General features: G+C 49.2%; 23 protein-coding genes, 1 tRNA gene and 1 pseudogene. 20 read left to right on the top strand and 5 right to left on the bottom strand.

Annotation, left to right across the window (positions count from 1 at the left end; translation table 11 throughout):
- Window positions 1-62: 62 nt before the first annotated feature.
- The 7 genes and pseudogenes from Pla110_RS16255 to Pla110_RS16225 all read left to right on the top strand — a co-directional run bounded on the left by Pla110_RS16255 (window position 63) and on the right by Pla110_RS16225 (window position 4,582).
- The gene (locus Pla110_RS16255; RefSeq protein ID WP_144997129.1) at window positions 63-485 is read left to right on the top strand and encodes a secondary thiamine-phosphate synthase enzyme YjbQ; all 423 of its coding nucleotides are present in this window, start codon (window positions 63-65) and stop codon (window positions 483-485) included.
- A 113-nt stretch (window positions 486-598) separates the two neighbouring features.
- Window positions 599-1,177, top strand: coding sequence for a hypothetical protein (locus Pla110_RS16250; RefSeq protein WP_144997127.1), 579 nt, complete (start codon window positions 599-601; stop codon window positions 1,175-1,177).
- Between the two features lie 226 nt (window positions 1,178-1,403).
- Window positions 1,404-1,511: pseudogene (locus Pla110_RS23195) on the top strand (YjbQ family protein); the annotation flags it as partial.
- A gap of 533 nt (window positions 1,512-2,044) precedes the next feature.
- Window positions 2,045-2,539: a hypothetical protein gene (locus Pla110_RS16240; RefSeq protein ID WP_144997125.1), complete on the top strand. Its 495-nt coding sequence runs from the start codon at window positions 2,045-2,047 to the stop codon at window positions 2,537-2,539.
- Window positions 2,540-2,761: 222 nt separating this feature from the next.
- Window positions 2,762-3,187, top strand: coding sequence for a hypothetical protein (locus tag Pla110_RS16235; protein WP_144997123.1), 426 nt, complete (start codon window positions 2,762-2,764; stop codon window positions 3,185-3,187).
- 285 nt (window positions 3,188-3,472) lie between these two features.
- Window positions 3,473-3,880, top strand: coding sequence for an SMI1/KNR4 family protein (locus Pla110_RS16230; protein ID WP_144997121.1), 408 nt, complete (start codon window positions 3,473-3,475; stop codon window positions 3,878-3,880).
- Between the two features lie 420 nt (window positions 3,881-4,300).
- A complete protein-coding gene (locus tag Pla110_RS16225) occupies window positions 4,301-4,582 on the top strand; it encodes a barstar family protein (protein WP_144997119.1) in 282 nt (93 codons plus the stop codon).
- Between the two features lie 195 nt (window positions 4,583-4,777).
- On the opposite strand, the gene Pla110_RS16220 is transcribed toward Pla110_RS16225, so the two are convergent.
- The 3 genes from Pla110_RS16220 to Pla110_RS16210 all read right to left on the bottom strand — a co-directional run bounded on the left by Pla110_RS16220 (window position 4,778) and on the right by Pla110_RS16210 (window position 7,942).
- On the bottom strand, window positions 4,778-6,214 hold the full coding sequence (locus tag Pla110_RS16220; protein ID WP_144997117.1) for an oxidoreductase: 1,437 nt from the start codon (window positions 6,212-6,214) through the stop codon (window positions 4,778-4,780).
- A gap of 214 nt (window positions 6,215-6,428) precedes the next feature.
- A complete protein-coding gene (locus Pla110_RS16215; RefSeq protein WP_144997115.1) occupies window positions 6,429-7,253 on the bottom strand; it encodes a lipopolysaccharide kinase InaA family protein in 825 nt (274 codons plus the stop codon).
- Between the two features lie 89 nt (window positions 7,254-7,342).
- Window positions 7,343-7,942, bottom strand: a complete 600-nt coding sequence (locus Pla110_RS16210; protein WP_144997113.1) for a tetratricopeptide repeat protein — start codon at window positions 7,940-7,942, stop codon at window positions 7,343-7,345.
- Between the two features lie 352 nt (window positions 7,943-8,294).
- On the opposite strand from Pla110_RS16210, the gene Pla110_RS16205 reads away from it, so the two are divergent.
- From Pla110_RS16205 to Pla110_RS16185, 5 genes are all read left to right on the top strand, one after another.
- A complete protein-coding gene (locus tag Pla110_RS16205; RefSeq protein WP_144997111.1) occupies window positions 8,295-8,606 on the top strand; it encodes an HU family DNA-binding protein in 312 nt (103 codons plus the stop codon).
- Window positions 8,607-8,927: 321 nt separating this feature from the next.
- The gene (gene csrA, locus Pla110_RS16200) at window positions 8,928-9,131 is read left to right on the top strand and encodes a carbon storage regulator CsrA (protein ID WP_144997109.1); all 204 of its coding nucleotides are present in this window, start codon (window positions 8,928-8,930) and stop codon (window positions 9,129-9,131) included.
- 316 nt (window positions 9,132-9,447) lie between these two features.
- A tRNA-Glu gene (locus Pla110_RS16195) sits at window positions 9,448-9,522 on the top strand.
- A gap of 305 nt (window positions 9,523-9,827) precedes the next feature.
- Window positions 9,828-10,094, top strand: a complete 267-nt coding sequence (locus Pla110_RS16190) for a hypothetical protein (RefSeq protein WP_144997107.1) — start codon at window positions 9,828-9,830, stop codon at window positions 10,092-10,094.
- A 362-nt stretch (window positions 10,095-10,456) separates the two neighbouring features.
- Entirely contained in the window at window positions 10,457-11,254 is a 798-nt protein-coding gene (locus Pla110_RS16185) for a cupredoxin domain-containing protein (RefSeq protein WP_144997105.1), read from the top strand.
- 174 nt (window positions 11,255-11,428) lie between these two features.
- Here Pla110_RS16185 and Pla110_RS16180 read toward each other — a convergent pair whose 3' ends face one another.
- The gene (locus tag Pla110_RS16180; protein WP_144997103.1) at window positions 11,429-11,872 is read right to left on the bottom strand and encodes a type II secretion system F family protein; all 444 of its coding nucleotides are present in this window, start codon (window positions 11,870-11,872) and stop codon (window positions 11,429-11,431) included.
- A gap of 255 nt (window positions 11,873-12,127) precedes the next feature.
- Between Pla110_RS16180 and ispH the strand changes: the two genes are divergently transcribed.
- From ispH to Pla110_RS16155, 6 genes are all read left to right on the top strand, one after another.
- A complete protein-coding gene (ispH, locus tag Pla110_RS16175; RefSeq protein ID WP_144999737.1) occupies window positions 12,128-13,066 on the top strand; it encodes a 4-hydroxy-3-methylbut-2-enyl diphosphate reductase in 939 nt (312 codons plus the stop codon).
- A gap of 61 nt (window positions 13,067-13,127) precedes the next feature.
- Window positions 13,128-14,993 carry an alkaline phosphatase D family protein gene (locus Pla110_RS16170; RefSeq protein ID WP_144997101.1) on the top strand — a complete coding sequence of 622 codons (1,866 nt, stop codon included), beginning with the start codon at window positions 13,128-13,130 and terminating at the stop codon, window positions 14,991-14,993.
- 123 nt (window positions 14,994-15,116) lie between these two features.
- Window positions 15,117-15,260 (top strand): hypothetical protein, encoded by a 144-nt coding sequence (locus Pla110_RS22690; RefSeq protein WP_197440244.1) that lies wholly within the window; start codon window positions 15,117-15,119, stop codon window positions 15,258-15,260.
- 103 nt (window positions 15,261-15,363) lie between these two features.
- On the top strand, window positions 15,364-16,728 hold the full coding sequence (locus Pla110_RS16165; protein WP_144997099.1) for an SGNH/GDSL hydrolase family protein: 1,365 nt from the start codon (window positions 15,364-15,366) through the stop codon (window positions 16,726-16,728).
- Between the two features lie 135 nt (window positions 16,729-16,863).
- Window positions 16,864-17,574 carry a 5'/3'-nucleotidase SurE gene (gene surE / locus Pla110_RS16160; protein ID WP_144997096.1) on the top strand — a complete coding sequence of 237 codons (711 nt, stop codon included), beginning with the start codon at window positions 16,864-16,866 and terminating at the stop codon, window positions 17,572-17,574.
- Window positions 17,574-18,767 carry a THUMP-like domain-containing protein gene (locus tag Pla110_RS16155; protein WP_144997094.1) on the top strand — a complete coding sequence of 398 codons (1,194 nt, stop codon included), beginning with the start codon at window positions 17,574-17,576 and terminating at the stop codon, window positions 18,765-18,767. Before surE ends, Pla110_RS16155 begins: the two co-directional genes overlap by 1 nt.
- A gap of 59 nt (window positions 18,768-18,826) precedes the next feature.
- Here the strand turns inward: Pla110_RS16155 and Pla110_RS16150 are convergent, their stop codons facing one another.
- A complete protein-coding gene (locus tag Pla110_RS16150; protein WP_144997092.1) occupies window positions 18,827-19,876 on the bottom strand; it encodes a Gfo/Idh/MocA family protein in 1,050 nt (349 codons plus the stop codon).
- A gap of 529 nt (window positions 19,877-20,405) precedes the next feature.
- On the opposite strand from Pla110_RS16150, the gene Pla110_RS16145 reads away from it, so the two are divergent.
- Both Pla110_RS16145 and Pla110_RS16140 read left to right on the top strand, forming a co-directional pair.
- A complete protein-coding gene (locus tag Pla110_RS16145; RefSeq protein ID WP_144997090.1) occupies window positions 20,406-20,609 on the top strand; it encodes a carbon storage regulator in 204 nt (67 codons plus the stop codon).
- A gap of 326 nt (window positions 20,610-20,935) precedes the next feature.
- The gene (locus Pla110_RS16140) at window positions 20,936-23,809 is read left to right on the top strand and encodes an outer membrane protein assembly factor BamB family protein (protein ID WP_144997088.1); all 2,874 of its coding nucleotides are present in this window, start codon (window positions 20,936-20,938) and stop codon (window positions 23,807-23,809) included.
- The last annotated feature ends 49 nt before the right edge of the window (window positions 23,810-23,858 follow it).

Raw genomic sequence — 23,858 nt, 5'->3', positions numbered from 1 at the left:
TAAAATATCTGTTACCTTTATTTTCGAGAAATCGATCATGAAACCCGGTAACAGGACACAATATGAAAACGCTGACCCAAGAACTCTGGATGGACATCCCGCAGCGCCGCCAGATTTTCTCCATCCACGACCAAGTCGAGAACCTCGTCACCGAAAGTGGTGTCCAGGAAGGACTGGTGCTCGTCAACGCCATGCACATTACGGCGTCGGTCTTCATTAACGATAATGAACCGGGGCTGCATCGGGATTATGACAAGTGGTTGGAGGAGCTTGCTCCGTTCGATCCGTCCCCCGAACGCTATCACCACAACCGCACCGGCGAAGACAACGCCGACGCCCACCACAAACGCCAGATCATGGGCCGCGAAGTCGTCGTCGCGATCACCAACGGTCAGTTACATCTCGGCCCGTGGGAACACATTTTTTATTATGAGTTCGACGGTCGGCGGGACAAGCGGGTGCTGGTAAAGATTATTGGGGAGTAGCTATGGCTAACATCGTTGAACTGCACGGGGTCGAACTAAAGCCTGTCGTAGAATTAGAACCCTTCACTTTCTCTAAAAAGACTCGCACTTCTCCCCTACGATCAGTCAGAGAGATGCCCGATGAGTGGGATCACTACTGGAGAGAATCTCTGGCTGACTCTGGAATTACAGAAATCAACCCAATCTTTTCCGGTTCTTGGTACCTTGCAACCGACGAGCTTTCGGAAGCGCAACTCGAAAAGTATCTTAGTGTCATTTTGGATGAGTGGGGTGGTTTATCAAGCTTGGACGATCCAGACTCAGTGCCAGTGTTAGATGGTGGACTTGTTCTATACTCAAAGGACGACGGCATGATTGTACTGCCGACTTGTTGTAGCGATCTCGGTAACATCGCAGATTGGAAAGCCGCAGTGACCTTTAAGGACGATTACTGGGAGATGCTGTGGATCGGGCATCCATGGTTGTCAATGAAGTTTCGGAAGCCGTGGTTACTACTCAGCGAACTACATGAACTTAACAATCCTGTTGAACGCTGGGCAGTGAAGCCGGATGAACTCGGTCATGCGGTCTCTGCCGCTGAAGATGAGCTCTCTCGCTTCTCAAAGATGATTGCCTCAGTTCTGGTGAATTGGGGCTACAAAGGAGATGCGGTCGGCATGTCATTGAAGCTCGTCGGGCTTGGCAACGAATGACCGAAGCAGTTTTACAATCTGTTGAGGATGCCGCCAGAGCTTGCTGGTTCGAGTTCTAAACCCAAGGTCGTTCAGGACTTCGCAGACTTCCATGTGCGTCTTCCCCTGATCTCTAAGTTCAGCAGCCCTGGTGACAACTTCGGCGTAAACATCTCGTGGTTCTGAGGGTATGATGTTCTTTGGTCGCCGTGGGTTTGGCGAGAAATCAAAAAGTATCCAAATCGGACTCGTCGTCGCGATCACCAACGGTCAGTTACATCTCGGCCCGTGGGAACACATTTTTTATTATGAGTTCGACGGGAAACGTCGGAAACGGATTCTGGTAAAAATTATTTGGGGAGTCGTTATCGAAAACATGAATCAACAGATAATTGATCAGTGGCTTCAGCCACTCTACGGTCAGCCTTGCTGGGGGCTGAATTATGGGCGACAGACTAACTTGTCGTTAAACTTTGGAGAACCGTCCCTGAGCATTAGAGAGCCTTACTGCACAGAATCATCATCAGAAACTGTGCAACAACAGGCGTCCCAACGAAATGTAACTGTTCATGGGGAATGGTGGTTATGGCTTTGGTGTTGTTATTGGCAATTGACGCTGTCTAACGAAGTCTTGGCTACTGGATCATCTTCAAATAAAAAGATCGAAAAAGCAATCTCTCTACTTTCGGGTCAGAAACTTGTCGCTGCTTCCGTCAACCAATCGAGCGGTTTCACTCAGTTCCAATTCGATCTCGGATGCGAACTTAAATGCCGCAGATATGGTGATGACAATCAGGACGAATTATGGAACCTGTATATGCCAAATCGATATGTCCTCTCGGTTCACGGTGATGGCACCTATCAGATCGATAGGCCATCGGAGTAGCTATGTCCTCAATCAACATTGAATCCGATCCCCTCGACGAATGCACCTTCGTTGGGAGTGTTTTTGGTAAACATGCGCGTGAAGATTTTAAGGAGTTCATGAAACGGCAATTTGGTCTGAGAACTAATAATCGTAAAGATTGGGATGATCAGTATCGCTCTTGGGACATGGAATTCACTGCTTTTAAAAGCCCATCCGAAAACGTCTATACTTTCAATTATCAGGGTTATGGGACACAGCAGGAAATTGAAAAATTAGTGGCTCAGTTCACGATAGCATTTGAAGCGGAAAAGGTAGGTTATCAGATTGAAATTTACGATGGTCATGACAATCTGTCCAAAGAGATGACCTATAAACCGACTGCAGCAGAAGTCGCCGAACGTGAAAGGATTCGCGTAAAACGCCGAACTCGTCAGACTTTGATCACAATCGCGGTTGTCTTGCTGATCTGCGTCACCGTCTCCCTTTTTGCGATCCCCTGGACTGACAACTATTAGGAGCGGTGTGTGGTTATTGCTGTGCCGCATGATCGGGCATTGCTTCTGGCTGTCCGATTCATCAATTCGTCTAGGTGTTCCGCATCAAGAGTTGGAAGATATTTTACAGACTTTAATCGAGAAGGAAGAATTTAATTGTCTCAAGAGCGTGAGACAGATCGAGCAGCGACTGAGTTTTAACTTTAACTAAAAGATAACACTATCAGTGAGTGTAGATAGATCATGACCGAAAAGGCCATTGCGAGGTGGATTCATTCTGGTGGTGTCCCCATGGATTCTTTTAATGAGATCTCGACTGATCTAGAATTCTTTCTCACTGAACTGCTGATCGCTGTTTATCCTGAATGGAAACAGGACTCGCTGGATGGGATTGAACTTACCCATTGTCTGGTGACTGACCAGAATAATTGTTCAATGCTTGGACTGGTATGGCTTATTCGAGATCAAAAAACAGTTCCGATGCTAATGGAAATTAAGACAGACTGGAGCGGTGAGAAAATATTATGGTGCGAATGTCGGATCGGTGAAAGTGGTTCTGAGGGCATGCTAAGAATGGATTATCCTAGACTGATAAAAAAACTTTATTCGATCGTTGATGCTAAAAACTCTATCAACTGGGCGTACCATCTTGCATATGGAGACAGATAAAAATGGAACTGCACGGCTTCGTTAACATGCAAAATTTCGAGTTCGATTTCTGTAAGGCTTGAGTCGTTCTTAATACGGTCTCAATACCTTTACTGCCTGGGTAAGCAAACATGAGACGCGACATTCGTAAATGAAATCAAATCACCGACATGGGAAGCTTTGCAGACGGAGATAGAAAAGATAATCGAAGAGCAAAAACGTTTTTATTAATTTTGATATCGACTAGATTCCCTTAGCTTTACACAAGACTGGACTAATCGCAATTTGTAGGAGAGAACTGATCCAATGCCCTTCCCAGTTGATTTGAAATATATCCTCGACGCTGAGGAACAATTACAAGTGAAACTACCATCGTCATTGAGCGAATACTTACAGAGATGGAACGGAGCCGAAATCGAAATTGAAGAAGATGACTGGCAAGTATTTTCCGTTCTAGATAAATCGAATCGAAAACAAATAGCACGCAGTTGGAATGATATTGTCAGCGGTAATAAATCGGCCAGTAGTTGTGCAGGATTTCCACCCAAGGCGATTGCGATCGCACAAAACGGTTCTGGAGATTACCTGGTTCTGCTCCCGCACATCGATAATCCTTCTCAACTAAATGATTGCGCTTTAATTTGGGATCACGAGACAGGTGTAACGACCGAGGTCGATAAACTCAGCATCTTGTTGAAAAGGAGAGTAAATTAATCCCCTTAGATTACATCCTATTTTACCTAAAGTAGCCTTGCCCATCTTTCATGCAACCAATCAACTCTCTCATCGATTCCATAGGGCATCATTCGCAGGTCTGTCGGGATCGATCCGTTACTCCTTGCTGTTTATCTTTCAGAATTCCTCACTGGAGAAGAGATCCGCACTCCAGAGTATTTCACCTACGCAGTTGAACCATTGAGAAAAGTGTTCCAAGTGGCACTGGTAACAGGCAACAAGGTAAAGTGGTGTTGAGGAATCGATCCGTTACTTATTCTCATTATTCGGTTTTGATGAACCCCAAAGTCTCGAAGATACAAAGGTGAAAAGTTGAATCATCATCAAAAAAAACTGGAGGGGGGGGGCACTCACCCTGCTTCATGTCGATTTTGCATAAACTACTCAGGAAGTGACAAAATGGCTTTCCTGGATCATCTTGCAGAAGTGCTTGAATTCCCCAGTTACTTCGGAAGAAATTGGGATGCTTTGAGTGATTGTTTGACTGACTTAAGTTGGCTGAAATGTGACGAGATAACCTTGGACCACGTAGTGATGCCTGCTTTACCTACTAAAGAACTTGAGATTTATTTCGATATATTAAGGGATCTGGTGGCTTATCAGGGATCAGAACGTGAACTCAAAGTGCATTTGACTTTTGCTGAAGGTATTGCGTTTCCTGCAGATCTGAGGGATTCATAACGCAATCAGTAAAAATCAGATTTATTAATTCGTAGGAGAGTCGAAGAAGCCATTCCAGCTGAACCTGTTAATCAGTGCCTGAGCGTTGCTGCGCAATCCAGACAACTCTTCGAGATTGTCTGGACCACCCCGTTCCGAAACTTAGTGTCTTCGTGCCTTCTTGTTAAAACTAAAACACCCGATATCACATCATCCTTACTTTGCTTCCTTCGCCTTCCGAACCTCCTGGGCCTCTTTCCAGATCGGGTCGTAAACTTCTTTATCGAACGGGGGGCAACCTGTCGGGTACTGCCCCAGCGGATGATCCTTCGTGCGCATCAGGTTGGTGCAGTAGGAGAACGTCCGGCAAATCTTTTTGCGGGTCATCTTACCTTCCTCCAGGAGCGTCTTCGCGAAGTCAGGGTGCGACAATGTCGCGCGGCCCATTCCGACGATAGAGACGTCGTTACGGGCGACATTCGCTGCACCCACATGCATGGCGAAGTCTTGTAACCAACTGTATCCGGAGCCCATGATGGGAAGATCAGGAACGGCCTGATGGATTTCCCGGACGATTCGGATGTGGCGACAGACACCGAGTAACGGATGTTCGGGAGCATGGTAACCGTCGACAGGAGGGAACTCCGCCGGACGGACGAGGTGCGGGTTCGCATAAGGATTGCCGCAGGAAATATTGAGCAGGCTGACGCCCCATTCACGGAGCCACTTCGCGACTTGAATTGGTTCGGCAAGATCTTCTTCGAGATGATTGTTCGGATTCGTACCGAAGGCGACCAGGAGTGGCAACTTATGAGGTTGCGGCACTCCGATAAACTCTTCTCCTTCACCCCGGTAAGGAATTCCGTCGTAGGCATTCATTCGGCTGGCGATGATGAGATCGGGATACTCTTCCTTGATTCGTTTGACCAGATTCCGAATCAAGCGGGTCCGGTTCTCAAGGCTGCCTCCGTATTCACCGGGACGGTTTGTTGCGCCCAGTAATTCCGACAGCAGGTACTTGTGGCATTGTTTGAGGTCAATAAAGTCGACACCGATTTTGTAAGCCAGACCTGCGGCGGCAACGTATTGATCTTCGATCTGTTTCAGTTCGTCATCGGTGAGAATCGGATACGAATCATCAATCGGTTTGCCGGTCGATTTATCGATCGTCACTTTATCGAGGATCGGATCGCGGGTGGCAATTAGTGGTTTTCGATAACTGAAGCGACCCGAGTGCGTCAGTTGCAGTCCCACGGCTAAACCTTCGGTTGATCCAAAGGCTTCCTGATGAGCATCGCGGCAACCGGTGAGCATGTCTTCAAGAGCGGAGGCCGTTTTCTCGTTGATCATCAATTGACGAGGGTTCATGCGGCCATCATCCGCGATGGCAGTTGCCTCTCCCCAGATCAGTTTGGCACCACCAGCTCCGAATCGCTGATAGCGTCGATAAGTTAACTCATCCGGAAAACCTTCTTGGGTGCCGTCGCACCCTTCCATCGGTTGAATCCCCAATCGATTTCCTACCAGCATGCCATCTAGCGAAATGGGCTCAAACAGCGGAGAGAAATCGTCGCTGGCATAAATTTTCTGTCCCAGTTCCTGCGCACCTTCGACAACTTGTTCGGCGGATTTGTATTTGTAATAACGGGCCATGGGCGGAGAAATCTTCCGGAAGGATGAAGGTCATTTCAGGCGGGAAAACAGAGGGGGACGAACCGAATCGATTCTACCTAGACATGGATACGGATACAAATGTTGCCAGAGGATTCCTATCTCGAATCTTTGGGCGAAAAAAAACATACCCGGCGGAGTTCGCGGGTATGTTTGATTTGAATCTGGTTTTACTTCGTTCTCAAAGTAGATGAGTTCAGGCGGCTTTCGCCGCTGCAGTTACCGGGAACGAATTCACAGTGATGCGGCCTCGGTTTTCCCAGTTTTGTTTGACGTATTTCGCAGCGAAATCGCCCCCGTTGTATTTCACAAGGCACTTCAGAAGTTTATTAAAATCCCGTTTGACGACACTGTTCGAGGCGCCATCATGGATGCCTTCCAGGTCTATCAGAGACAGGGTCCAGGTTCCGTCGCCGTTGAGAACTGGAAAGTAGTGTCCAGTTGAAATTCCGCGCCAACCATAGCCACCTTCGTGAATTCGCCCGATAATCGCCATCATCTGATCGAGGATGCCTGCCTGGAACTCATTTCCGAGAGATTTCCAACTCTGATTTTCGATCATCTGGTAAACGGACTGACGTCCTGTAACTTCTTTCGTGATCACGGCAGCACGAAATTGGCGGCCTTGCTCATGAAAAAGAGCCAATCGTTCGGGCACGTTCAGGCCGAGCTTCTTGACGACGTCGATCCCTTCCCACTCCCGAAGGGGATTCGGTTTTTTGTACAGACCGCCCCGGAATTCAGAGAGACGGGGCAGGAAAGGGATTTTTCCTTCATGGAGCTTAACGAACACCTGAAAGCGATTGTGCTTCCGGTCTTCCATACTGGTAGACCAGACGGCGCGGCCCGTGTGACGCTGATCCACGTTGTCACGGTGAGCAAAGAGTTGTTCCAGGTCCGCCAGCCGATGGGCCTGGAGTCGTTCCTGGACCAATGGAGAGCTGAATCGTGACTCGACTTTTCCCGTAAGTTTACGGATCTCCTGGTTTTCCGAAGGCTCACCTGCCTGTAAAGTGCTCACGAAATTCCTCCTGAATGGACTTGAGCGGATTGATCTGTTTTAAGTTTGATCGAATTTAGATTGTATGAAAAGGCGTCCCAAGAGGGCAATCACGGTTTGAGATTGTCTTCCGGTTCGGTTCTTTCCAAAACATACGGGTATTCGGGGGCCAGTTCCAGCACTTGGATGTAATCGTATTCCGCCTTCTCTTTTTGCCCCTGGTCATAATACGCCAAAGCCCGACCGTAATAGTAATCGGGATTTTCGGGGGCGAGCCATATTGCAGATGTGAACGATTTCACGGCAGATTCATAATCTCCGCTCAGATTACTGGCGAACCCTTTGTTATTGAAATAATCGGCATTTTTCGGATTAAGTTTGATCGCTTCATCAAAATTCTGGATCGCTTTCGGGTAGTCCTTGAGGGTTAGATAAACATTCCCTCGGTTATAATGATAGTCGGCGATGTCGGGCGAAAGTTTGATCGCCTGACCGTAGTCAGACAACGCCTCCTCGGATTTGTTTAAATCTTCAAAACGAAGACCCCTGCGAAAATAGTATTGATGATTTTCAGGATCCTTTTTGATCAGATCGTCATATTTCCCTATTACCGTATCCTCCTGCTGACAGCCAGTTAACGTCAAGGACAGAGTTAGTAAACAGAGTAATACCTTCGCGTGGAATAGCATCAGGGGCCGGGAGGCAGTCATTGCAAATATCCCTCCAGAGAAGGTGGTAGCAGGACGATTGATCAGTCCTCTTTCGAGCGTTGAATAGAGGCGTAACTGAAGAGTACCACGACTACTCGGATCGAGCCAATACGAGTAGTCCAACGGGCTGGTTTATACGGTGACTCTGCGAGTGCGGCCTAAAGAGCGTCAAGGCGCAGCTACTTAAAATAAGGCTCTATTTATAGATTATTATTGAGCGCGAATGTCGGAAACTCTGGAAAAATAGTGTTTTCGTTTATTGACAAGTTTGCGGAAGGCCATTTTACTAGCCTCTTCAGTTTAAGTGTCCGTTCAAATTTCATTTCGTATAACACATCCACAGGAGTGCAAAATGGCAACAGATAAGCCGATGTCCAAGTCTGAAATTCTGACAGCCTTGGCGGAGGGAACCGAACTCTCTAAAAAAGAGGTCAGCAGTGTGTTGGATGAATTGACCAAGCTCATTGGACAGAGCTTGAGCAAAAAAGGATCGGGAGTATTCAATCTTCCCGGCCTGATGAAAATCACCAGAATTAACAAACCTGCCACCAAAGCCCGGAAAGGTATCAATCCGTTCACTGGTGAAGAAACGACTTTCAAAGCCAAACCCGCCCGCAATGTCATCAAAGTACGACCCCTCAAAGGTCTGAAAGACATGGTCTAGGCTGAAGACTCTCCATTAGTTGCAGAAATTGCCAACTATTGTTGGTGGGTACTTCAATAGTCGCAGGCGGAACATTTTTTGAGAAGTTCTGTAACATTTGTTTAGTACTGCGTTTGTGGCTAGTTGAGATCACTGAGACTCCTACATTGCAGGCATTCTGGCGGTCAACTCCGAGATAAGGTGTTGACTGATCAGCTTGTAGAAAATACAATCTGATCGCTGGAATTATTCCGGTAGTAAGGTTATCTGGCGCGCATCGTTGTATGTCGCGTGAGGATTCCAGAAAACCGCCCTCCATGCCTGACCGGGAGTTAACAAGCGATGTTAGTATTATCGCGTAAAAAGAATGAAAAGATTGTGATTGACGACAACATCGTCATCACGATAGTTGAAGTTCGGGGGGATAAGGTTCGACTTGGCATTGAAGCTCCAAAAGACGTTCCGATCCATCGCAGCGAGATCTACGAAGCTATTCAGAAGGAAATGTCTTCTGATACAGATTCAATTAAGATCCACGAGGCTTAAAACTGAATTTCCAGCTCTAATCAGCTTTTCAAAATAAAACAGATACTGCCTGTGAGTGATTCCATCACGATTTGGCGTTGTCAAATAAAACTAAGGGGCGCAGATTAAGTCTGCGTCCTTTTTTTATCCATCGCTCCCTGCTAAGAAACAGCCTGAAAACCTTGCTGTTTTTCATTGAAATCAACCGATTGGAATCGAGTTATACCGCCCATTTTGACGAAATTCTTTTTGTCATAGAAAAACAGAATTGGTTGGCTTGACGATCAACCTCATTTTTCATAAACCTATGGCACATACGGCATCGCCGTTATCGTCTGGCCCCATCGTCTAGTTAGGCCTAGGACACTGGATTTTCATTCCAGCAACAGGGGTTCAAATCCCCTTGGGGTCATTTTTGTCGGACGACAAGCAGACCGGAATTCGTAAGAGTTCCGGTCTGCTTTTTTTTATGCGCGGAACTCTCACCTCCTGGAGACGATTGCTATTCAGTCTTGGATGATGGACGGACGAAAGAAATTGACGAGGCGTGTGCAAATAACACTACCCTATAGCGATATCGTGAGGGAATCGCCTCATTTTCAGTTCCGATAAGTCCGGTGTCTGATGGTGTTGGATTGAGTACAGGAGTCCTGACAGTTAAGGACCCTGCATCTATGACAGGATGTCATTTAAACGAAAACATGGAAGGTATTCCCGATGTCGAACGAGTCTTGGAAATCAATGTTTGAAAACTGGCCAGAAGCAATTGCCAAAGAAGGATTACTGGTAACCAACTTTCAGGAGCAGATCGCGTTCGTGAACTTTCTGGTTTCCGGGGACATTCTTCTCGTCGAACGAGATCGCCCCGATAGCTACGGCGCTCGGAAAGTCATGCTGACTTACGATTCGATCAGTGCGCTCAAAATTACGAATCCGATGGAACTGGCTCGATTCCAGGTCATGGGCTTTCAGCCCCCCTTCTAGACCTATAGCCAAGAATCAAAGCAATCGATAATCAGGGGCGACCTGTACTGGAATCTCGCTCTTTTGTTATGATTGATCCGACTGAACAAGGCATGCTATTTCGCTTGAAGTAACACTGGATCAATAATCCGCTACACCCCTGTTTTTAGCTGCTCATTTCGCCCGGAAAAAACGAAAATCCCCGCTGTTAACCTCTCGCATTTGCCTTTTCGATGCGGTATGTTGGTTTGGAGCAAGATTGTTTCGTATTAGGCATCGCGTGCCTTCTGATTGGGCTTTCTAGTCCCGATTCCCTCTTATGGCACCCGAAACGATCTCCCTTCTCGTCAACTGCTGAGGATTAATAACACAAGGAAATGAATATGAGCAAAACAGCGATAAAGTCAGTGCTGATGATGGCGGCCGTCATGGTTGCCTGCGGTTCCATGGTTTCTCAAGCGGCAGAGACAGCCACGATCAAAGGGCGCATCATTTTTGATGGTGATGTTCCTGCACCTAAGCTAGTTGTCAAAAAAGGTGATCCTGCTGTGAAGGATGCCGAAGTTTGCGCCGCAGAAGACAAGAAAGATCAATCACTGATTGTTGATGAAGCCAGCAAAGGGATCGCTAACTGCGTGATCTATCTACGTGGAGACGACCTGGCTGATCCTTCCGCTGAAGTTCCCGAAGAAGTGGTTTTCGACCAGAAAAACTGTGTCTTCTTCCCGCACATCCTGACTGTGACCACAGGGCAGAAGATCGTCGTTAAGTCGGACGATTCATGTGCCCATAACACGCACACAAATGCTCCAAGTAACGATAACGTGAACTTCGCCATCGCAGCGAACAATCGGGAAGGGGTCAAAGTTGAAATGCCCTTGGAAGAACGACTTCCTTTCCCTGTCGTCTGTGACATTCACTCACACATGAAGGCTTACTGGGTTGTCAGCGACAATCCCTTTACTGCTGTAACGGGTGAAGATGGCTCCTTCGAAATTAAAAATCTGCCGGTTGGAAAAGAAATCAAAGTCCGACTTTGGCACGAGCGAACTGGCTACATTAAAACGACCGGTAACAAAGGAAAAGGCCGTCCGAAATCTTCTGTCGAAGTCACTTTGAAAGCAGGGGAAGTCTACGACTTCGGTGATGTCAAAGTTGAAGCCGAAGAATTCGAAGAGTAAGCGAATTCATCGGGGCTTGCTTAGATTAAGTGAGTGACTCTGATCGGTTTATTAGAAACGACAAAAGCAGGGGACTTTCCACATGAAAGCTTCCCTGCTTTTTTATTAAGTGATTCATTTCAGTGGGTGATTCCACCGCTTCTCAGTGAACTGGTTTCCGTTCCAACAGGCGACTCAAAATGGTTGAGCCTGTTGTAGAGCGAGTTGAAAAACAAATTGAACCAATCCCGCCGTACCCATTAATAGCAGAGGTGCGCCGTATAACCAGAATGGTCGCCACCACTTTCCTTCGGTGTACCTGATCATATAGATGTCGCTAATGGCAAACAGAACTCCAGCCAAAGGGATCAGCGAGTATTGAAAATCCACCAATTGACTGCTGATGCCGATGAGTATCACGGTCATCTCGGGAAGTGGTAAGTCGAACTCTTCAAATAATTGCGTGTATTGCGGAACAAGTAGAACCAAGACCCAGTACAAATATCCTGCAGCGGTAAGGTGGATGGCAAGAAGTGTGAAGTCAGCCCATCTTCCAGCCTGTTTGGCCTCTGTAACATCGCCTGTCCTGATCGTACTGGAATTGGGATCGGCGTCGGGGTCTGGGGAGAGTTCGGTCATATTGCTTGTTCCGATAAACGATGGTACCGCCATGGTAACGGCTGACATTATTTCTGTTAAGACACCCTGTTTCTGACGGTTCTTCAAACACAAACAACAGGCTGTATTCGACGATTCGTTAGTAAGAGTCGGAACCGTGCGAATCGAGTATGTTCAACTTGACCCCCAAAAGACTATAATGCAGGAGCTCTGTAAATGAATACGAAATCCCACTTGTTTACGTGTTCCGCCTCTAAAACGAGACCTGAGATTCCGATGGAAATTATTTTAGCTAACCCCCGCGGTTTTTGCGCGGGCGTCAATATGGCGATCACCTGCCTCGAAGAAGCTGTCCGGCTGTTTGGTTCGGGCATTTACGTCTATCACGAAATCGTTCATAATCAATACGTGGTTAACCGATTTACCAAAGAAGGCGTCTCTTTCGTCAATGACCTGAAGGAAGTTCCCGAGGGTTCCATCCTGCTGTTCAGCGCTCACGGTGTCTCTCCGGAAATTCGCAGCCTGGCCAAAGAACGAAGATTAAAATCAATTGACGCGACCTGTCCGCTCGTCACGAAGGTCCATCTCGAAGCGCTTAAGTATGCACGCGAGAATTATAATATCATTCTCGTCGGTCATGAAGGTCACGACGAAGTCATCGGAACAATGGGCGAAGCACCCGAAAGTATAACGCTGGTCGAAACAGCCGAAGATGTTGAGAAACTTCCCTTCACCACAGAAGAACGCCTCGCGTATCTGACACAGACGACACTCAGCGTTCAAGAAGCGACCGAAGTGATCACGGCTTTAAAGAATCGTTACCCACAGATCGTTTCACCACCAAAAGAAGATATCTGTTACGCGACAACCAATCGCCAGGATGCAGTCCACCAACTTGTTACTCAGGCAGATATCCTGCTAGTGCTGGGAAGCCAGAACAGTTCGAACAGCCAGCGTCTCAAAGAGATTGGTTCAACCCACGGTATTCCCGCATATTTAATTGATGGAGAAGCCGATCTGAAAGACGAATGGTTCAAAGATAGCAGTCGGGTGTTGATCACAGCAGGTGCATCCGCCCCGGAAGTCGTCGTGCAGGATTGTGTGGAACATCTCCGCAAGAAATTCAATGCCCAAATAAAAGAAGTCACTTTGCAGGAAGAAAAAGTTCAATTTCCGCTGCCGAAGTCTTTACGTGTTCTGCAGAATACCATCTGATAGTAGTGACCATTCGTCGTCGACTATTCCCTCCCATGGCTACGACAGAAATCGATCTCCTATGATGCGACTAACTCGCTTGCTGCTTTGTGCTCTCTTCGGACTGTTTCTTTTTTCGATAACAATGCCCGGAATCGTTCCGGCTGAAGAGAATCCACCGACAGAACCGGAACCAATCAAGATCGACCGCAAGGGAGGCAAACCGACGATCCCGGACGTGCCTCGTGATGAGGTGATTGGCTTCGCGCTGTACACGCTTCACAACCATGTCCTGAAGATGAGCGTTCAGTTCTATCCACTTGAGGAAAATGAATCGCGTGACGTTGTACTTGAAGTCGACAGTGGCAATGGTTGGAAAAAAATCACGACGGCCCGCGTGGACGAAAATGGGCTGGCGACGTTCCGATTACAAAACTGGAACGACAGTCGTCGTTATCCCTATCGCTTGAGCCATGCGGGAGGGAGCGAATATACCGGTGTTATTCGAGAGAACCCGATCGACAAAGAAGAAATCGTCGTCGCAGGATTTACGGGCAACTCAAATTCGGATCGTTCCCCCCGAACAGACGTCGTAGAGAACATTAAAAAACTCGATCCCGATTTGCTCTTCTTCTCCGGCGACCAAAGTTACGACCATAAAGAGCACACCGCTGCCTGGCTACTATTCGGTCGCCAGTTTGGTGAGATCATCAAGGACCGTCCGACAATTACGATCCCGGACGATCACGATGTGGGACAAGGAAATCTGTGGGGCGAAGGAGGCAAGGTTTCGCATCTTCCCGGTGGAGCGGACGGTGGATATATCATGTCGGCTGAGTACGTCAACATGGTGCAGAAAGCACAGGCCAGCCACCTGCCCGACCCGTATGATCCCACACCGATTGAGCAGGATATCTCCGTTTATTACACCAATCTAAACTGGGGTGATATCGACTTCGCGGTCATCGAAGATCGAAAATGGAAGACTGGTCCTGCTGGGCTGATTCCCAAGCAAGGACCCCGGCCGGACCATATCAACAATCCAAATTACGACCCGACTACGGTCGACGTTCCCGAGGCACGCTTGCTGGGTTCACGGCAACTGAAGTTTCTGCACGAATGGGGTCAGGACTGGGATCAGGCCGAAATGAAAGTCGTGCTTTCCCAAACAATCTTCGGTGGCGGCGCTCATATTCACGGAAAGAGTGATTCCCGATTACTCGCGGATCTCGATTCCAATGGTTGGCCACAAGCGGGTCGCGCGCGAGCACTGGAAGAGATTCGTCGCTGCTTCGGATTTCACCTTGCGGGTGATCAGCACTTGGCGACGGTGATTCATCATGGTGTCCACAGTTGGGAAGATTCTGGTTTCTCGTTCTGTGTCCCCTCGATCGTCAACTACTATGGCCGCTGGTGGTGGCCACTGGAAGAACCGGAAGGACGCCTGGAAGGAAACGACCTTCCCTTCGCAGGACAATTTTATGACGGATTTCGCAACAAGTTAACGATGCACGCCTACGCCAATCCGACCTCGGAAAACTTTAATGCCGCTGGTTTTGGCATTGTCCGTTTCAACAAGAAGTCTCGTCAGATCACGATGGAATGCTGGCCAAGACATGTTGATGTCGAAGACCCGGATGCGAAGCAATTTGAAGGTTGGCCGATTGTCATTCAGCAGGAAGATAACTATGCCCGCAAGCCACTCGGTTGGTTGCCCGAACTACAATTTGAAAATGCAACAAATCCCGTTGTGCAAGTCGTTGATGAATACCTTGATGAAATCGTTTACACGATCCGAATCAACGGCAACAGCTGGCAGCCTCCCGTCTTTCGAGAAGCGACCTATACGATACGTTTCAAATCAGACGGAAAGACCAAGTCAGTCGAGCACATCGAGAGTCTCCCTCTCGATCAGCGTGATGCCGAACCGCTAAAAATTCGATTCTAAGAAATGATGCCGTTCGCACCCTCCTTTGCCAGTCGATGAGTCCGAAGAAATCCAGCAAAAGTTTTCCCCCGGAATGAGTTTGGCCAGCAGTGAAATGCTCATATAAGCCCAGTGTATGCCACCATGGCGGACAAATCTCGATCGAATAAAAAGGGGATGAGGGAGCTGATTGAACAGGTTCAGAAGGACCGTCGTACCCTATTGAAACTAAGCCCTTTCCCGGACGAGGCCCGCCGGACAATCGTGCTTGATGTTTATCAGGAATGAATCGAAAGACTGGAAATGCGTCTCTCGGATAGGTAACAATAGGGGTTCGCTACATAATCTCACTCAGTATTTCTCTCAGACTTAGAATTAGAAGGCCCACATCGTGAATAGACTCCGATCTTCTTCGCTCCTGCTGATGCTCATTTTGAGCATCACTGCTTTTGCTTCCCAGGCTGCTCCGGCACAGGAAGGTGCCCAACCGATCGTTGGAAAAATGGAACTCGCCGAGGGAGACTGCATCGTCTTTCTTGGGGACAGTATTACTCATCAATGCCTCTACACGCAGTACGTGGAAGACTATTTTTACACCCGTTATCCTAATATGCGACTGCAATTCCATAACGCCGGCGTCGGTGGTGCCCAGGCACTGGATGCTCTCGATCGATTTGATCGCGATGTCGCCGCTTATAATCCCAAGTACGTCACTATTCTGCTGGGCATGAATGACGGGCATTACGTTCCTTTCAATCAGCCCACGATGAATTTGTACCATAATGGAATGACGGAACTCCTCAATCGACTTGATGCGATTGGAGCGACTCCGATTCTGATGACTCCCACCATGTACGATTCCCGTGCCGCGCGAATCAGTCGCCCCGATTCCCCGGAGCAACGGTTGGAATTCTACAACTCTGTCCTCGCTTACTTTGGCCGCTGGTTACAGGAACAGGCTTTAAATAATGGCTACGGATTTGTGGACATGTTCACTCCGTTGAACGACATCACGCTCGATCAGCGCAAAACAGATCCTGACTTCACTATGATCAAAGATGCGGTCCACCCCGGTCCTTCAGGCCAATTGGTGATGGCAGTGGCGATTCTGGAGGACATGCAGGTTGATCGCCTCGTTTCCTCAATCAATGTCGAGATTGACAACAAAGGAACCGTTCATGCATCAATGAAAAACGGCGAACTGAGCGGTATCAAGCTACTCGACGATGGACTTGAATTTACAGCCCACGCTGAAAGCTTGCCCCTGGTCATTCCCGAAGAAGCCGCAGAAGGTGTCGCCCTGACCAAGCTGGGGCATAAATTCAGCCGAGAATCTCTCGAAATCCATGGTCTGGAATCGAGCAAATATAAGCTCTTAATTGATGACCAGGAAATCGGCACTTACACTTCAACTCAGTTAGAGCGCCATCTGGAATTGCAGGGGAATGCGAACACTCCACAGTATCAGCAGGCCGCCGAAGTCGCCGCAATCAACAAAGAGCGAAATGATGGTCCGGTACACGAACTCCGTGCGATCTGGAGTCTGTTCCAGCGATACTCTCGGCATCTGCGTGAGTTGGCCGCAAATCCAGAAAGCAAAGAAGCAAAAGATTTAGTGTCGAAGGCAGAAGTACAACTCGGCGATCTGGAAAAACGAGTTGCTGATGCCGAAGCGAAAGCAAAAGCACTCGAAGATAAGATCTTCGAAATCAATAAACCTCAGCCACACGTTTATCGCCTGATCAAAGTCGACTAAATATGACTGTCAGTTGATCTCATGAGAAAGTCCTGTCTTTGCTTAGCGAAGGCAGGACTTTTTTTGCGCTGTTGGCTATAAATAAACACAGAAACAAAACGACGAACCGTAGGGAAAGAGACAGGTAAGCTGGGTATGAATTTTTTACTGACGAACGACGACGGGATCGACGCGGAAGGCTTACGTGCTTTGGAGCGAGCGTTCGCACCATTGGGAAAGTTGTATGTGATCGCTCCCGACCAACATCTCTCCGGTTGCAGCCACACGGTCACGACAGATCGTCCTCTTGATTTGGTGGAACATAACAAGAATCAATATTCGTTGACGGGGACTCCTGCTGACTGTGTTCGTGTTGCGATCAAGCATTTGCAATTACCCATAGATTGGGTTATCTCCGGAATCAATCACGGAGGTAATCTGGGGGTCGATGTCTTCATGTCGGGAACAGTCGCGGCTGTTCGAGAAGGGGTTATGCACGGCATACCTGGGATTGCCATCTCTCATTTTCGAAATGGTGCCGTTCCATTTCACTGGGAGAATGCCGAAAAAGCAGTGAACCGGCTTGGTAGCGAACTGATCAACAAACCGATCGATCGGCAATCCTTCTGGAATATCAATCTGCCCGATTCCGAACATCTGAAAGCAGACACCACCTACGAACTTGCACCGTTAGAGCCGGAACCCTTACCGGTCAGTTACGAACAAAGGGATGGCCGGCTACACTACGTGTGGGGAAATTATGTCAACCGACCCCGCCAACCAGAAACAGACGTGGGTGTCTGCTTCGGTGGAAAAATTTCGTTGAGCCTCGTCAATCTGCAAACCAAGAACGCATCGATTCCGTGATGAATATTCCCGCTGACCAAGAATCCCACGAGCAACTTGATCTGTGGAAGGAACTGAGGCGAACTCCCGAGATCCTGAAACAGCTGGCTCATTCAACGAGTAGCGAATTGCGATTGCAGCAGGATCTCCGCAAAGATTATCCTCCGCACCTGGTTCGCACGGCGATTACCCTGCACGAACTGCGTGAAAAAGGGGCTAAGAAATTTTCCCGCGCCAGTGAAATGTGGTTCGACCGGATTGGTCTCGAGCAGGCAACGCCAGAAGCAGTTGCCTTCTATAAAGCGAGCCAGTTCGCGGAACGAATCCAGCAGGACGAAATTCACGATTATTGTACGGGTATCGGCGGCGATGCCGTTGCCTTGGCGTCCCGGGGCCCAGTTCACACTTATGATCTTGCCCCCCTGCATGCATGGCAGGCAGAAGAGAACGCCGCTTGTTATGGATTTGGGCAACAATTAACGGCTCATACGGAAGATGTCACACGAATCGACCACTCCGGGAAGTGGGTCCATCTGGATCCAGATCGGCGTTCATCGAAGACGCGTTCGCGAACGATGCGGCTGGAGCAATACGAACCGGGGCTGGAGTTCATGCAGCAGCTGGTCCAGACCGCACGCGGTGGCGCCCTGAAGCTGAGCCCTGCCAGCAATTTCTATGGCAAGTTTCCTGGCGCGGAAATTGAATTGATCAGCCTGGGTGGAGAATGCAAAGAAGCGACGATCTGGTTCGGCGAACTGGCGGAACCTGGCCTCCACCGGGCGACTTCGCTTCCTGCTGGCGAAAGTCTCGTTGGCAGCCCTCTCTCCACCCTACCCGCCTTCGATGAATTACAGACTTATTTATACGATCCAGACCCGGCTGTGGTTCGAGCCAGTCTGATTGACCTCTTGAGCGAACGTCTTGGGCTCGCTCGGTTGGACGAGGAGGAGGAGTATCTGACTTCCGAAGAGTATGTCGATTCTCCATTCGTCAGTGGTTTTGAAGTTCAGGAAGTCTTGCCGAACAACCTGAAGCTGCTGAAAAAATATTTCCAGCAGCATCCGGCGGGGCAAGTAGAGATCAAAAGCCGTCATCTTCCCACCGACGCCACCGCCATTCGTAAGCGTCTGCCGCTGACGGGTTCAGATCCAGTGACATTGATCTTCGCCCGAGTGCAATCGAAAGCGCATATCATCGTTTGTCGCCGCGTTTGAATAGCCTTCGCCACCGACGGTCGAGCTTTGGTCGGATCACGTTTTAAATATGATGCGCTCTACCGGACCGAGATAATGCGGCCTGACTCGATGCTCTTTGCTTCCGCGTGGCAGATCTTGAGGGCGTCCAGTGCGAGTTGCCCGGACAGGATTTCCGGAGCGGTTCCCTTGCTGATCGTATCGCAAGCGGTCCGCAGTTCCTCGGTAAAGGCGGAGCACCATTCGCTGCCCCCTTTGAGTTTCGGCGACTTCGGTTTGTTGGACTTGGCGATTTCGGTCAGTGGGCGGTCGACCACCCATTCCCCGCCAAAAGTTCCTGCTGAAAAGAGCAGAGCCCCTTCTTCGAAGATCACTTCAAACCCGTGTGAGAACTGCAGGTGCTTCGGAGCAATACCACCGCTGACGCAGCTGACGGAAAGCTCCGAGTCTTCATAGACATATTGTGTGTGCAGATGATTGACGAGGCCCTGCTCCATCACTCCGTTTGAAAAGACCTTTTGAGGTATGCCACACAACAGGCCGATAAAGTGGTTGTCGTGAATGTGCAGGTCGATTCCCCATCCGCCTAGTTTGGCATAGTCGGCGATATTATCCGACCAGTTTGGTGGGGCAATTACGCGGTGGAAACGGGCCGATCTAATTTTGCCGAGGCGACCGCTGCGGGCGGTCTCGTAGAGAAAGCGAAATTCAGGGAAGAACGGCAGGACGTGGCCCACCATCAGTTGCTTTCCTGCTTTCTCGGCGGCGGCAACCATCTTATTGGCCGACTTCAGTTCAATGGAGATCGGTTTCTCCACCAGCACATTTTTGCCAGCGGCCAATGCCTCCAAAGTCACTTTCTCGTGCAATTCAGTCGGAAGGCAAATATCGACCAGGTCAATCTCCGGATCGTTCAGCAGATCGTGGTAGTCCTCGTACTTTTTCAGGTCGGAGGTGTCGACCTGGCCGGCGCGAGGGCCAAAGTTGCCCTGAATACTGCTCCAGTTCCCGGACAGCTTTTTCTTGTCGCGAGTGGCAATGGCTGTGATTTTATCTCGCTTGAGAAATTTCGCACCTTCAAAGTGCGTGTATCCCATGAACCCGATGCCAATGATGCCGATCCGAACCATCGCTGTACGCTCCTCTATCTACTGTCGCCAACCTTAAATCAGAAACGAATACGGGCAAATGCTGCCCACCAATCAAGAGCCAGCATCGCCAACAGGGCCTCGAATATCAAGTCGCCGTCTCTCTGAGCTCTAAATATCGCCTATTTTTCACACAGCCAAGCGGTGCCTTCTTTTTAGGCACGCCTCTAGTGCCTGCTTGTTGTGCATCGATGCATTTCCTGGTGCAAAATAGCCTTGGGCTTGCCTATCTTAATGCCAGAGGCTGCTTGAGAGCGAATATTGTTTCTTTGGCTAAAAAAAGGAAGTCGGTCTGGATCTGTTCGGATCAAAAGCGTTATCCTATTGATGACGTCATCGTAGTGATGACACGTGAGTCTCAAGTGGTCGGGCTAACCGGCTATCACACGGCTAACTCGATCTGACAGGTACCTGGATTGATGTGACAACCAGCTACTGATCACCGGATTGTTGACATGAGTGGCCACCAAGGACGAATGAGTACATCCAAAGGAAAAATGGAGGTTGAAAGATGCTTGTGCTTTCAAGAAAAACTGGCGAGAAGATCCTGATCGGTGACGAGATCGCCGTAACCATTGTGCGGGTTGGACCCAACAATGTGCGGCTAGGTATCGAGGCACCCCGCTCTATGAATATTGTGCGGGAAGAACTGCTTATCGAGTTGGGAGATATCCAACCGGATGAACCAGTCCGGACGGAATACATCTCTCCGTAATCGATATCGAATGCGGTAAAGTAACTTGCATGCCCGATAGCATTCGGCCAATTCTGATGCGGTCCCTGCCCAACCGAAATCTTTCACTGGCCTGTCGATACAATTCAATTAAAACGCCGGTTTCTTCGAGCCCGGCGTTTTTTTATGCGCAGTACGATTTATTGGGGATTGAAATGGACCATCCGGAGCCTCGCTGATGTCGGCGGTACTTTCGGCGATACGGCTTGCCCTCGCTACAGTAGTCGTGTCATGATGCCAGAAACGTTTCTTTAGGGGCGTAGACTTTCAGACTGACTAATAACGACGAATAACGACAGGTGTTTGGAATGAGTCGAGTAACGGTTTCGTTTTGTGTTCTTTTGAGTCTTTCTCTTTTTCAGGGCTCCGTCTTCTCCGAAGACTGGCCAACGTGGCGAAACAACTCCGGGCGGACCGCTGTATCGGTTCAAGGCCTGGAGGGCGAACTGCATTTGCAGTGGTCGCGAGAGTTGCCCGAGATCAATCCGGCGTTTGATAATCCGCGACTACAGTTCGACGGTCGATACGAACCGGTGATCAAGAAGGACACGATCGTCCTGGCCTCGTCTGTTGAAGATACCGTCACAGCATATGACCTGAAGACTGGACAGGAAAAATGGTCCTTCTTCACGAACGGCCCCAATCGACTGGCGCCGGTTCTCTGGGGTGATCGAGTTCTCTTCGGATCGGACGATGGTTACTTTTACTGCCTCAGTCTGCAGACGGGCGAACTTCAATGGAAGAAACAGGTCGCGTTAAGTGACCGAAAGCTATTGGCAAACGAACGGCTGACTTCCGTTTGGCCAGTCCGCGGTGGTGCTGTTGTCGATGATGGAACAGTCTACCTTGCCGCGGGTGTCTGGCCATTTGAAGGAATTGTGGCCACGGCTCTTTCGGTAGAGACAGGTGAAGTGATCTGGCAGAATGATCGACTTGGATATCTGTATGGCGACCATCCTCACCAAACAGTCGCCATGGGTGGCCTGGCCCCACAAGGGTATCTGTTAATCAATGATGACGAGCTGGTCATCCCCTGCTCCGCCGCCTACCCGGCTCGTTTGAATAAAGAGACCGGCGAATTGATAGAATTTGCACTGCCGAAAGTGTCGCGATATCCGGGCGGTTGGTTTTCGTCACTCGATCCTGAATCGGCGAAGGCTGTCCGGCGTGGAACAGTCAGTTTTGATGAAGTGATTAACCAACAGCGTCACGAAGACAAACAGCAATTCGGCACCGGCGACGGAAACCTGCATCGCCAGATTACGGCCGCCGAAGAAGTTATTAGTTTTGACAAACCGGATCATGGGATTGCGGGACCAGTTCAGAATCTAGTGCCGGTAAACGATTATGCCGTTGTGGTTACTGAGGGTGGGCAACTGTGTGTGTATGGAACCGAAAACCGAAAGCCGGTTCAATTTCCATTGGCGATCGCAAAAGCAAATTCGACTTCGATTGTGAAAAGTGACGACGAACATCCACTGGATGCAGAAACACGACGAGTTATTGAATCGCTGCATACATCATCTGGATATGCGTTATCGGTCGGGAGTCCGGATGCCGCCAGTTTGGACATGCTTCTGGAAAAGACGGACTTGAAGTTGATTGTTCTGGAGAACGACACCAATCAAGCTACGAAGCTTCGCCAGCACCTTCAAGCAGCAGGTCACTATGGTTCGCGAGGAGTGGTTTGGCTTCTGGAGACGGGGAAAGCAGGACTTCCTCCCTATTGGGCCGAGCTGGTTTATGCTCGTAGTCAATCGGATCTGGAAAGAGTCCTCGGTGCCAATGGCGAATTGAATTTAGATTCTTTCGTCAACTCCGTACGTCCTTATGGCGGGCAACTGCATTTTGCAGAAGGGATTAAAGAGGACACGTTTCGAAGTACCCTGATGCAAACGCTCTATAGCGAATGGGGAGACGAAGCGCTCGCCAGTAAAGCGAACTCCACAGCGACATTCTCTCGGGTAGGGCCTCTGCCCGGAAGTCAGGATTACCAGACCGACTGGGAACTCAACCAGGATGAACTGGTGCGGTTCCCTGTCGGTGTGCTCTGGTTCAATGATCTCGTTAAAAATTTCAAACGGTCTCCGCAACCGTCTTTTGAGAAAGGGGTGATGGTCTCGCGCGGTAAATCCTGGTTAAGCGAACGGGACCGGTCGGACTACACTGTCGACTTTCCTTTGTTCCCACCCTCTTTTTCCGATGTCTATACCGGGCGGTTGTTTGAAGAGTCCGAGGCTCAGGAAGCCCGGGCGAAACATACGGTAAATAAGGAAGAGGCATCGGAGCCCACGCAGTATCGGCCACCGTATCAAAAGGATGCGTGGCATCCAGCGAAACCGGAACAGGGAACTCGTATCAATCCCCTGTCGGGCAAAGAAGAGAAACGCGACTTTCCGAAAAACTACGGTTGCGACGGGGGCGTCGACTATGGTTTTCTATTCACCATGCGAAGCGGAACCCCTGCTTTTTACGACAAAACGCTCGAAAGCGGGACAATGTTCCTGAGCGGTCCCCGGTCGGGTTGTACCAACAGTATCATCCCGGCAAACGGGTTACTCAACGTGCCTTACTTTTACGAAGGCTGTACCTGCAGTTACCCATTACCTACCAGCATGGCTCTCTATGCTGTGCCGGAAACGCACGAGCAGTGGGCCGTTTGGGGTGAAAGCGAACCCGAATCGATCCAGCGAATAGGGATTAACTTTGGTGCTCCCGGCGCTCGAATGACCCGAGAAGGGACACTCTGGTTGAACTTTCCAAGTCTGGGCGAGCCTTCTCCAAAGCTTACGGCGAATACTTCCCCGGCAACAGTCGACTATTCTTACCGACACAGTTTGCGAATCGATTCGAGTGAGAAATGGCCGTGGGTCGATGGCTCGGCGGCCATTGGGCTGAGTGAATTCAAACTGGAAAAACTCAAACCGGGTACCTACACCGTTCGTCTCTACTTCTGCGATCTACCAATAAGAGAATCCGGCGCACGCGTGCAAACCATCTCAGTTCAGGGGGAACCGGTGCTGAACTCATTTGATATCGTCGCCGAGGCAGCAGGCGATAATCGAGGCATCGTTAAGAGTTTCGATGGAATTACGGTAGGCGAGGATTTCCTGCTTGAGCTAGTTTCAGAACAAGGCGAAACGATGATCAATGGGTTGGAGTTAATCCGAACGGGTGACTGAACTGTGGATGTACTTACAGCGCATAAAAAAACCGACCGCAACCTGTAGG

Origin of the sequence: Polystyrenella longa, assembly GCF_007750395.1 — a bacterium.
Classification (GTDB): domain Bacteria; phylum Planctomycetota; class Planctomycetia; order Planctomycetales; family Planctomycetaceae; genus Polystyrenella; species Polystyrenella longa.
Note: the sequence above shows the minus strand (reverse complement) of the source record. Positions and strands in the feature narration are given on the sequence as shown.

Excerpts from the sequence above, each read along its gene's own strand:
- Pla110_RS16255 (WP_144997129.1), top strand. The coding sequence starts at position 63 with ATGAAAACGCTGACCCAAGAACTCTGGATGGACATCCCGCAGCGCCGC.
- Pla110_RS16250 (WP_144997127.1), top strand. The coding sequence starts at position 599 with ATGCCCGATGAGTGGGATCACTACTGGAGAGAATCTCTGGCTGACTCT.
- Pla110_RS16240 (WP_144997125.1), top strand. The coding sequence starts at position 2,045 with ATGTCCTCAATCAACATTGAATCCGATCCCCTCGACGAATGCACCTTC.
- Pla110_RS16235 (WP_144997123.1), top strand. The coding sequence starts at position 2,762 with ATGACCGAAAAGGCCATTGCGAGGTGGATTCATTCTGGTGGTGTCCCC.
- Pla110_RS16230 (WP_144997121.1), top strand. The coding sequence starts at position 3,473 with ATGCCCTTCCCAGTTGATTTGAAATATATCCTCGACGCTGAGGAACAA.
- Pla110_RS16225 (WP_144997119.1), top strand. The coding sequence starts at position 4,301 with ATGGCTTTCCTGGATCATCTTGCAGAAGTGCTTGAATTCCCCAGTTAC.
- Pla110_RS16220 (WP_144997117.1), bottom strand. The coding sequence starts at position 6,214 with ATGGCCCGTTATTACAAATACAAATCCGCCGAACAAGTTGTCGAAGGT.
- Pla110_RS16210 (WP_144997113.1), bottom strand. The coding sequence starts at position 7,942 with ATGACTGCCTCCCGGCCCCTGATGCTATTCCACGCGAAGGTATTACTC.
- Pla110_RS16205 (WP_144997111.1), top strand. The coding sequence starts at position 8,295 with ATGGCAACAGATAAGCCGATGTCCAAGTCTGAAATTCTGACAGCCTTG.
- csrA (WP_144997109.1), top strand. The coding sequence starts at position 8,928 with ATGTTAGTATTATCGCGTAAAAAGAATGAAAAGATTGTGATTGACGAC.
- Pla110_RS16190 (WP_144997107.1), top strand. The coding sequence starts at position 9,828 with ATGTCGAACGAGTCTTGGAAATCAATGTTTGAAAACTGGCCAGAAGCA.
- Pla110_RS16185 (WP_144997105.1), top strand. The coding sequence starts at position 10,457 with ATGAGCAAAACAGCGATAAAGTCAGTGCTGATGATGGCGGCCGTCATG.
- Pla110_RS16180 (WP_144997103.1), bottom strand. The coding sequence starts at position 11,872 with ATGACCGAACTCTCCCCAGACCCCGACGCCGATCCCAATTCCAGTACG.
- ispH (WP_144999737.1), top strand. The coding sequence starts at position 12,128 with ATGGAAATTATTTTAGCTAACCCCCGCGGTTTTTGCGCGGGCGTCAAT.
- Pla110_RS16170 (WP_144997101.1), top strand. The coding sequence starts at position 13,128 with ATGATGCGACTAACTCGCTTGCTGCTTTGTGCTCTCTTCGGACTGTTT.
- Pla110_RS22690 (WP_197440244.1), top strand. The coding sequence starts at position 15,117 with ATGGCGGACAAATCTCGATCGAATAAAAAGGGGATGAGGGAGCTGATT.
- surE (WP_144997096.1), top strand. The coding sequence starts at position 16,864 with ATGAATTTTTTACTGACGAACGACGACGGGATCGACGCGGAAGGCTTA.
- Pla110_RS16155 (WP_144997094.1), top strand. The coding sequence starts at position 17,574 with ATGAATATTCCCGCTGACCAAGAATCCCACGAGCAACTTGATCTGTGG.
- Pla110_RS16150 (WP_144997092.1), bottom strand. The coding sequence starts at position 19,876 with ATGGTTCGGATCGGCATCATTGGCATCGGGTTCATGGGATACACGCAC.
- Pla110_RS16145 (WP_144997090.1), top strand. The coding sequence starts at position 20,406 with ATGCTTGTGCTTTCAAGAAAAACTGGCGAGAAGATCCTGATCGGTGAC.
- Pla110_RS16140 (WP_144997088.1), top strand. The coding sequence starts at position 20,936 with ATGAGTCGAGTAACGGTTTCGTTTTGTGTTCTTTTGAGTCTTTCTCTT.